Raw genomic sequence first — 1697 nt, 5'->3', positions numbered from 1 at the left:
GATGTACACGCCGGGGTGGCTGGCGGAGCACCGGGGCCCGCACCAGACGGTGGGCGACCCGGCGATGACGGCGTTCGCGCGGCGGCGGCACCTGGCGGCCAGCGCGGAGCACGACGCGTGGGACGTGCTGCCGACGATCACCGCGCCGACGCTGGTGGTGCACGGCACGGACGACGTGTTCAACCCGGCGGCGAACGCGCCGCTGCTCGGGGAGCGGATCCCGGGGGCGCGGGTGGAGCTGATACCGGGGGCCCGGCACGCGTACTTCGAGGAGTTCCGGGAGATCGCCGGTCCGCTGGTCGTGTCGTTTCTGAGTGAGGTGCCGACCCCGCGCGGGTAGAGCTTCTGGGTGTCTCGACACTTCGACGCCTTCGACGCCGTGTTGTTCGACTACTCGGGAACGCTCTTCGACGACGGTTCGGTGCTGACGCCCGCCGGGGTGTGCGCGCAGGCGGCGCGACACGGGGTGGCGCTGCGCGCCGCCGACGCGGCGCGGGTGATCGCGGGGGTGCTGGCGGCGGTGGACTCGCCTGCCGGGCTCACCGCGCGGGAGGGGTGTGACCGGTCCGCCGCGCGGCATCGCGCGGTGTGGACGGGGCTGATGGCGGACGCGGCGCCCGGCGCGCTGGCCGAGGCGGTGTACGCGTGCCTGGCCGACCCGGGCTCGTGGCCCGCGTACCCGGACGCGCCGGGGGTGCTGCGGGGCCTGGCGGGGGCCGGGCTCGGTCTCGGCGTGGTGAGCAACATCGGCTGGGACGTGCGGCCGTCGTTCGCGGCGCTCGGGGTGGCGGACCTGGTGGGGTCGTTCGCCCTCTCCTGCGAGCGGGGTGCGGTGAAGCCGGAGCCCGAGCTGTTCCTGGCGGCCTGCGACGAGTTGGGGGTGGCGCCGGCGCGGGTGCTGTTCGTGGGGGACGATCCGGTGAAGGACGGGGCGGCGGCGCGGGTCGGGATGCCGGTCTATCTGCTGCCGGCGGAGCGGCGGGCCGGCCGTCCGCGCGGTCTCGGCGCGGTGTTGGCGCTGGCGGGGGTGGTCAGGGAATGACCAGGGTCTTGCCGAGGGGGCGGCCGGCGGCCTGCGTCCTGAGCAACGCGGGGAGTTCGGCGAGGGTGGTCTCCTGGCTGATCAGCCGCTCGACGCGGAGCGCGGCCGAGTCGGTGAGGGCCCGGACGGCGGCCGGGTAGTCGGCCGGGGTGGTGCCGTAACTGCCGCCGATCCGCAGGGGTTTGGCACCCCAGCGGGCGGCGGTGGCGAGTTCGCGCCGGCGCACGGCGTCGAGGTCGCAGGCGAGGCCGGGGAGCGCGTCGCCGGGGGCGGTGCCGCCGTAGAGCAGCACCAGGCCGCCGGGGGCGGTCAGCCGCAGGGCCTCGCGCAGCACCTCGGGGCGGACGAAGCTGGTGGCGACGACGGTGACGTCGGCGGCGTCGGGCGGCAGCGCGGCCGGCTCGGCGAGGGTGGCGTCGAGGACGTGGCGGCGGCGCAGCAGGTCGAGGCGGTCGGGGCTGCGGTTGGCGAGGGTGACGTGGGCTCCGGTCATCCCGGCCAGCGCGGCGATCAGCACGCCCGCGGTGCCGGCGCCCAGCACGGTGAGCCGGGCGCCGGCCAGCTCGTGGCCGAGGTGGCGGGCGGCGGCGGCCAGGCAGTGGTGGGCGCAGGCCAGGGGTTCGCCGAAGACCAGCCGGCGGGCCGGGGCGTGGCG

3 protein-coding genes are annotated in these 1697 nt (G+C 77.1%); 2 read left to right on the top strand and 1 reads right to left on the bottom strand.

Features of this window, described 5'->3' with window-relative positions; genetic code table 11:
- Positions 1 to 340: alpha/beta fold hydrolase (locus tag E1283_RS35945; RefSeq protein WP_132822356.1), on the top strand; the 340-nt coding region annotated here is incomplete at its 5' end.
- Between the two features lie 9 nt (positions 341 to 349).
- Entirely contained in the window at positions 350 to 1042 is a 693-nt protein-coding gene (locus E1283_RS35940) for an HAD family hydrolase (RefSeq protein WP_132822355.1), read from the top strand.
- On the opposite strand, the gene E1283_RS37835 is transcribed toward E1283_RS35940, so the two are convergent.
- A partial coding sequence (locus tag E1283_RS37835) for an MDR/zinc-dependent alcohol dehydrogenase-like family protein (protein ID WP_165956370.1) occupies positions 1032 to 1697 on the bottom strand: 666 nt, incomplete at its 5' end. The genes E1283_RS35940 and E1283_RS37835 overlap by 11 nt on opposite strands.

The organism is Streptomyces hainanensis, assembly GCF_004348415.1.
Taxonomy (GTDB): Bacteria; Actinomycetota; Actinomycetes; order Streptomycetales; family Streptomycetaceae; genus Streptomyces; species Streptomyces hainanensis.
This window is presented reverse-complemented; position numbering and strand designations above follow the sequence as displayed.